Source organism: Amycolatopsis alba DSM 44262, assembly GCF_000384215.1.
GTDB lineage: Bacteria > Actinomycetota > Actinomycetes > Mycobacteriales > Pseudonocardiaceae > Amycolatopsis > Amycolatopsis alba.
Genome location: NZ_KB913032.1, coordinates 9,804,701 through 9,811,274, shown reverse-complemented (window position 1 = coordinate 9,811,274; position 6,574 = coordinate 9,804,701). Strand labels below are relative to the sequence as shown.

Sequence of the window (6,574 nt, the reverse complement as noted above, 5' to 3'; positions counted from 1 at the left end):
GATGCGTTCGGTGATACCCGCTACGGAGTCTGGGCGGGCGTTCCAGCACCGACGTCGTTGGCGGGCGCGGGCCCGCAGGGCAAGCCCGCCACCAACAGGACGGCTGCGAGGCCTATAAGCAGGGCCGGGTTCATCGCCGGTCCGGCTGCTTTGGGGCATCAGGCACGCATCCAGTCGCGGATCAAGGGGGCAGGGGGCTGTGTCCGGCGCAGGTGCACAGGGGCTCGACGGTCCTGTACGCGCTGGGGTGGCCTAGGTGCTGCCTAGGCGGGCTTTCTGGGAAGGAGGGGTCGTCACCCGCGTTGTTCCTCACGGGAAGTCGTGGCTCAACGGTCCGGCGCCGAGGTTGTGGAGGCGAGACGATCTGGGTCGGTCTGGTCACGGCCGGGCCAAAACGGGCTCCCCCGCAGGAGGCGTAGCAGGGGCATCACTTCCTCGGACAGTCCTGGAGTGACCGCCACAGCGCACCGGGAACGCACGGAGTGCGGAGTGGCGTCGGAGTCGAGAACGAGAGCTCCGGCCTCACGGGCGATGACGGCGCCGGCCGCGGTGTCCCGGGTGCGGTTGCCGAGCAGAACGCAGGCGTCGAGGGTTCCGTCGGCGACCCAGACCAAGTCGAGTGCGGTGGATCCGTATCGGCGAAGTCCCTGGGCGCGTGCGGTGAAGGAGCGGTCCAGGGAGGCGCACAGGACGTCACGCAGACCCGCGTCGGTACCGCTGCCGTAGTCGCCGAAGCCGATCAAGGCTTTGTTCAGCCTGTCGGTGCTGGAGGTTGTGATCGGCTCGTCGTCGCGAAAGGCTCCGCCGCCCTCGGCGGCCGAGTACCGGTGCCCGAGGAAGGGCAGGGCGATGACCCCGAGCACAGGTTGTCCGCTGTGGACCAGGCCGAGTGCGATCGCGCAGAGTGGGTTGCCGTGCTGGTGGTTGATCGTGCCGTCGATGGGATCGAGGACCCAGTAAGTGTGACGATCTCCGGTCGGGCCTGTCTCTTCACCAAGGAAACCTGTGCCGGCGTCGTCGGTTGCCAAGCACTGGTGCACGAGCCGCTCGACGGTCTCATCGACATCCGAAACGGGGTCGCGGTCACCTTTGTAGTGAATCCGATGTGGACGGTGGCTGAGCACGTGGTCTACTGCGAGGTCCATCGCGGTGTGGGCTCTGGAGAGTGCCGACGTGAGATCAAGCCGCTGCGCCATGTGATTCCTCAGACTTCGCGTTGTCGGCGGTGCCGCCGGGTGGTGCTCAGTTAGCTTGCTGACAAGGGGAGTTGCGGGTGTCAGCGGCCGCGGTCGTTCTCCCACAACAGCGTGTGAAGCCGGGGAGACAGATGCCAGCGGCGTGACAGCACGGGTTCGGCCAGCAGCCGCATCCGTGTCAGCACGGTGGAGCTGTCGGTGCCCTCCGGCATGATCCAGACGGGGTGCAGGTCGTAGGCCTCCGTCAGTTCTTGGACCTCATCCAAGTCGTCGATCTCTTGGACGACGAACTTCCAGACAGCCTTCCCGGTACCGGCGAGGTGGCGCAGCACCGCTGGGCGAATGCGTTGATGCCGGCGCAGTCCCGAATGCGCGAGCTTCGGTGAAACGTTGAATCGTGTCGCCGCCGCGGTGAGCAGGTCAGTGGGCGGGATGGTGCCGGAGGTCTCGATCTCGATCTCGATATCGGTGGCGAGCGAGCGGTCCCGGATCGCGAGCAGCAGCCGTTCCAAGACACGCGGCTGCAGCATCGGTTCGCCGCCCGTGATCACGAGCAGGTCGACCGGTGCGGCGGCGAGCCAGGACAGGATGTCGTCGATCGAGAGAATTCGCTGCTCTGCGGTGAGGTCGTACCGGGTTGGGTCATGGGTGTGCGGGGTGTCGCACCACGTGCACGACAGGTGGCAGCCGAACAGGCGGATGAAGTGCGCGTACCGGCCAGTGCTTGGTCCTTCACCTTGGAAGGTGGGGCCGAAGGTTTCGTTGACGACGAGGTCGCGGTCTGGGGCGGGCACCGTGGGTGGCTTCACAGCGCGTCCGACGGCCCGTAGGTGGCGGTGTTGAGATGCGTTTCACGAACGAGTACCCGCCCGATCGAGGCGTCGGGGGCGCTGGGCAGCGCGACGAGCGCGGCTTGGCTCACTCGGCGAAGCAGCACCGCTACTGCTTCGACAGTCGGCCAGGGCAAGTCGGATGCCAGTCGTTCCTCATCGCTGGCGCTCTCCCTGCCGTCCGCGCCGAAGCGGAAGACTTTGGATCCCGCGGTGTAGAGGTGCAGCGCGAGCGGATCCCGGATGCCGAGCATGGTTCCGTGGTCAAGGTGGGTGTCGATCCATTGCCGGACTCCGGCCTTGAGCGCGCCGAACTCCACGACTGTCCCGTCGCTGCTCAGAGCGGGAGCGGACACGGATACCGTGACCCGCCAGGAATGTCCATGCAGGCTGGTGCACTTGCCCGGCAGCTGCGGTAGCCGATGGGCGGTTTCGAAAGTGTGCTCGATGCTGATCTGGTGGGCCGTCGGCGCGACCACGGCCACCGCGGGTTTCTCCTGGCCGGGGCTGACCTGCTCGTGTGTCTCCGTGTCGTGCATCGTGAGTGTCGAATCCCTTCACCGCGTGTACGCGGCTCGGCTATCTCGCCCTGCGGAAGATGGTTGGGGTGTGCGGCGGAAGATCGAGGGGCGGGAGGTGCCTTCCGCCGCACACCACGGCAGTCAACGACGGATAGCCAGCGCTATCCAGAGCGCCGATGCGGCGTCGATGAAGCGCGGACAGGGCGTCGCACTCCCTGAGCAGGGAAGCGAGGCGACGGCACAGGGCATATCCGCTGGCACGTATTCACCGGGTCGGGTTCTCACGATGGGCAGGCTGGGCGAATGAGTTCAGCTGTCGTAGCTGAACGAGTACGTCCTGTCTCCGACGTGGACACAGCCCGGCCGCGGACCTCCTTGCCGGCGGATCGCTGTGAGAGCCTCGGCGAGCAGCGTCTCCAAATCGGCTGCGCTGCGCCGTTCATGCAGCATGTCCAGGTGCGTCCGACGCGGCTTGATCCCAAGGTCCCCGGTCGAGTCGTCGGCCAGTTCCGGGATCCGCGCGCAGTCCTCGAGTCCATGCTGTCGGCAGCTCCAGTGCGGCGGAGGTTCCGCGTCCGCCGCGAAAGGCACGGTGAACACGTGACCGCGTGAACATGCGAACCGGGCTGTCAATCGAGCCGCGGGCTCAACACCCTGATCGGACTCCACACTCGCACCACCCCAGCGGTAACCGCGCAACACAGTTCGTGGCATCTACCTGACACCGATCCGGCGAGCCACACGCTCAGCGCTCCGCCTGGGCGAGCGGGTGAAAGGGCGGCCGCCGCGCGGACGCAGCTGTACGCCGGATTCAAGCAGGAGCCGGTGAATGAAGCCGTAGGAGCGGCCAGTCAGCTCGGCCAACGCTCGAATGCTGGAACCACGTTCGTACATTTTCTTCAGTTTCGACCCCATGCGGGATCTTGCGACGCCGGTGACCTGTTTCCCTTTTGTGAACTTCAAGTCCGATGTCATGGCCGTGGGCTCCATGCGGGAAACAGGGTCGTTCTCGATCGCGCTGATGGCCCGCCGCGGAGCGCGGCAAATGCTGATATGGACGCCCGTGCCGCACGAAAGCGGCTACGGGCGACGATGGCGACAAGACAGGCTACACTGCCATGTCGTACCTCTGGAGTGAGTGAGTGCATCGAATTCTTTCCCTTCATGACTTGTCCGGGCACCCTTACCTGTAGGTTTCGACGCGATTTTCGCGCTTCCGGAGAAAGCCGCGCGACGAAATCGCTTCCGCGAGAATTAGTTCGCGATGTGAACCGGAGAACCGTGAGCTGCCAGCCTGCGCTTCCGCAGATAGCGCTGAGCGCCAGTAGAACGCCTGCCGCCGTGACATAGCCAGAGCGCGTATGACGCGATCATGGGGCGTTGGTGCGGCGTTGAGTGCTCTACGCTGCGCCATCGGATGTGGGATTGTGTGATGGATGCGCACGACGTGGTGAAGGTCTGGTGCTTCCTCGACCAGGTTGCTGGGGTGTGGTAGTCCGAACGGGTGTAGCTCGCTGAGGGCGTACTCGGCCTTGATCAATAGCCGGTTATCGTGACAGGCGACTGGCGAGACAAGGTGACGTTCATGGGAGCTCAGAGAGAGGCCTTCGCGGCTCGGCGCGAGGCCCTCGGCTTCACTCAGGAGACCTCGCCCAGCAGCTCAAGACGGAACTCTCCACGGTCGGGCGCTGGGAGCGCGGAACACAGACGCCGCATCCCTGGAGACGTCCTCGCATTGCTGAGGTACTTCGAGTCTCTCTCGACGAACTTGAGATCCTCCTCCAACCCTCATCGACTGCTCTGGTCGAGACGGCCTCAATGAATCGGCGCGAGGTCGTGGTGCATGACGCCCTTCTCTGCGAGGGGGAGACAGCCCACCGTGCTGGCAAGAGCGGTGTGGAGCCGAAGCGTCGGATGGATCCCCCTGGGCTGTCAGCGCGGATTGCGGACCTGCACCGGCGCTATCAGGCCGCCCGGTATGTCGATGTCGCCCAGCGACTGCCATCGGTCCGGGAAGCTGTCAACGCCCTGATCATCGACGGACCAGTGCAGAAGCGACGAGAAGCACTGAGACTGCAGTGCAGCCTGGAGATCGTCGCGGCCAAGCTGGCGACGAAAAAGGGCGATGGAGAGGCGAGTCTGGCCGCCGCTGAGCAAGCGCGCATCGCGGCCGAAGACGCTGGGGACATCTTCGGCCTTGCCGCGGCGGCGTACCAACGAGCCTGTGCGCTGCTGCGCACCAGCAGCGCAGTGGATTCCGAACGGATCAGGGAGGCCGAGGAGCTAGCCGTCTCCGCCGCTGCCGCATTGCGAGACCAGGACGCGCAAAGCGTGACATGGTGTGGCGCCTTGACCCTGATCAGCGCTGTCATCGCCGCGCGCCGCGCCGACCCTGTCGAAGCGGACGAACGGCTCGACCACGCTGATGAACTCGCACGGCGGCTCGGCGTCGACGGCAACATCGGATGGACCGCGTTCGGGCCGTCGAACGTGCTGATCCATCGCTCCTCAGTGGCTGTCACGCTGAACGATCCCCATCGGGCGCTCACGACAGCAGAGCAGCTGGACATCACTAGATTGCCGGGCGGCCTGAACGGTCGCCAGGCTCAGTTCCACCTGGACAGCGCGTGGGCGCACACACAGCTCACTGAAGACCCCCAGGCAGTGATTCACCTGCTGGAAACCGAGCGTGTCGCTCCTGAATTGGTTCGAGCCAACCCGAACGCGCGATCGCTGATCGAAAACTTGCTGGCCCGCGAGCGGCGCATCGAAGTACCGGCTCTGCGTGGTCTCGCGGTGCGGGCAGGGGTCGCGGTGTGACCTCTGCCCGGCAGTGTCTCTATCTGGTGGCGTCGGCAGCGCCGCCGGTGTTGCGGCTCAAGGAATTCGTTCCCCGGCTGTCGGCCGACGGCTGGACGGTGTGCGTGATCGCGACACCGACGGCCGCCTCGTGGATTGACCTCGACGCTTTGGCTGCGATGACAGGATGCGTGACGCGGGTATTTCCGCGGCCACCTCGTCAGGGGGAGAAGTCGCTTCCGCGTGCCGACGCTGTTCTCGCCGCGCCACTGACCTTCAACTCGGTGAACAGGTGGGCGGCAGGTATCAGTGACACGTTCGCGCTGGGCGTGCTCAACGAGATGCTCGGCACCGATGTCCCCATCGTCGCGGCCCCGTGCGTCAAACCAGCCCTTCGCCGGCATCCCGCTTACGCGGACAGCGTCACCCGGCTCACGGAGGCCGGTGTGACGCTGCTCGACCCGGACACGATCACCACCCGCGTCGAGGACGGCCTGGCCACCTTCGACTGGTCGTACCTCATCTCCTCCCTGCGCAGTGCCGTTACCTCCGCTACGGACAAATGAGTCGACCGGCGTGCGACGTGGTGCAGCTTGACTGGTTATAGAGCGGGGGCTGCTGGAAGGCGTCCGAGTACCGGCAGCGGCACGAAGTTCTCCGCGTGGGTGACGCCGATACGGCTTCCCCACAGGCGTGCGAGTGTCTCGGCCATCGGCCCGAAATGGCCGGTGATCGGCTGGGAGGCGTGCGCCGCGAGGGCACGTCGCTTCTGCTCGTAGGTCTCGGTGATGTCGATGATGGTGTGCGCGGGAATGGCGCCGTCGAGAGTGAGGCTGTTGTAGGAGTCAGCGGTGTAGACCCGGCGCGGATGACCTGTGGCGATGACGACGTCGGGCAGGGCGGTTACGAGGGCTTCGGCGAGCGTGCGGTGGTCGGCGTGGACGTCGCGCAGCGGGTGGGTGATGACGACCTCGGGCCGGATAGCGAGCAGAAGTTCGCGCAGCATCGCCGCCGTGGGGTGGTCGTACTCGTGGAGCGCGGCCCCGAGGATCGCCGCGCCCGCAGCGGCTTCGGCGTCCCGTCCTGGTTGGGTGTGGCGCGGGACGGCGATGGTGACGGCGGCCCCGGAGGCGCTGCAGCGTGCGAGAGTTCCGCCGGCCCAGAGTTCGGCGTCGTCGGGGTGGGCCATCACGGTCAGCACGGACGCCGGAGCGGCGAAGGGCATGGT

At 66.0% G+C, this 6,574-nt stretch carries 8 protein-coding genes; 2 read left to right on the top strand and 6 right to left on the bottom strand.

The genetic code is table 11. The features are described 5' to 3' along the window. Nucleotides 1-326: 326 nt before the first annotated feature. The 5 genes from AMYAL_RS0145370 to AMYAL_RS50750 form a co-directional block, all read right to left on the bottom strand. Nucleotides 327-1,145, bottom strand: a complete 819-nt coding sequence (locus AMYAL_RS0145370) for an inositol monophosphatase family protein (protein WP_211295820.1) — start codon at nucleotides 1,143-1,145, stop codon at nucleotides 327-329. Between the two features lie 131 nt (nucleotides 1,146-1,276). Beyond that, entirely contained in the window at nucleotides 1,277-1,990 is a 714-nt protein-coding gene (locus tag AMYAL_RS0145365; RefSeq protein ID WP_245193372.1) for a 7-carboxy-7-deazaguanine synthase QueE, read from the bottom strand. Nucleotides 1,991-2,001: 11 nt separating this feature from the next. Next, entirely contained in the window at nucleotides 2,002-2,565 is a 564-nt protein-coding gene (locus AMYAL_RS0145360) for a 6-pyruvoyl trahydropterin synthase family protein (protein WP_020637955.1), read from the bottom strand. A gap of 291 nt (nucleotides 2,566-2,856) precedes the next feature. Continuing rightward, entirely contained in the window at nucleotides 2,857-3,261 is a 405-nt protein-coding gene (locus tag AMYAL_RS47670; protein WP_063712280.1) for an RNA polymerase-binding protein RbpA, read from the bottom strand. Further along, nucleotides 3,262-3,522 (bottom strand): helix-turn-helix domain-containing protein, encoded by a 261-nt coding sequence (locus tag AMYAL_RS50750; RefSeq protein ID WP_084702357.1) that lies wholly within the window; start codon nucleotides 3,520-3,522, stop codon nucleotides 3,262-3,264. Nucleotides 3,523-4,365: 843 nt separating this feature from the next. On the opposite strand from AMYAL_RS50750, the gene AMYAL_RS47660 reads away from it, so the two are divergent. After that, nucleotides 4,366-5,367 (top strand): XRE family transcriptional regulator, encoded by a 1,002-nt coding sequence (locus tag AMYAL_RS47660; protein ID WP_245193371.1) that lies wholly within the window; start codon nucleotides 4,366-4,368, stop codon nucleotides 5,365-5,367. Then, nucleotides 5,364-5,912 (top strand): flavoprotein, encoded by a 549-nt coding sequence (locus AMYAL_RS0145340; RefSeq protein ID WP_039795091.1) that lies wholly within the window; start codon nucleotides 5,364-5,366, stop codon nucleotides 5,910-5,912. Before AMYAL_RS47660 ends, AMYAL_RS0145340 begins: the two co-directional genes overlap by 4 nt. A gap of 35 nt (nucleotides 5,913-5,947) precedes the next feature. On the opposite strand, the gene AMYAL_RS0145335 is transcribed toward AMYAL_RS0145340, so the two are convergent. Continuing rightward, nucleotides 5,948-6,571 (bottom strand): PIG-L deacetylase family protein, encoded by a 624-nt coding sequence (locus AMYAL_RS0145335; protein WP_245193427.1) that lies wholly within the window; start codon nucleotides 6,569-6,571, stop codon nucleotides 5,948-5,950. Nucleotides 6,572-6,574: the final 3 nt, after the last annotated feature.